Raw genomic sequence first — 230 nt, 5'->3', positions numbered from 1 at the left:
CAGGTCGAAGGCGCCTTCGACGTAGGCTTTCTGGGTGAGCAGCATGCGCTTGATATCGGCGTGCTGGATGATCGACACCGGCGCGGTGCCCGGGTCTTTGCTATCCGGCAGACGACCTTGCGGGCGCGCGCGCGCGTAGTCCAGGGAATACAGATAACCGGCGTAACCAAGCATCACGGCGCCCATGCCCACGCCAATCCGCGCTTCGTTCATCATCTGAAACATACAGC

General features: G+C 61.7%; 1 pseudogene. It reads right to left on the bottom strand.

Annotation, left to right across the window (positions count from 1 at the left end):
* Positions 1 to 216, bottom strand: a pseudogene (locus AC0608_RS13915) (acyl-CoA dehydrogenase); the annotation flags it as partial.
* Positions 217 to 230: the final 14 nt, after the last annotated feature.

Source organism: Flavobacterium sp. GNP008 (genome assembly GCF_056428965.1).
The sequence above is the reverse complement of the archived record's forward strand: the minus strand, read 5'-3'. Positions and strand labels throughout refer to the sequence as shown.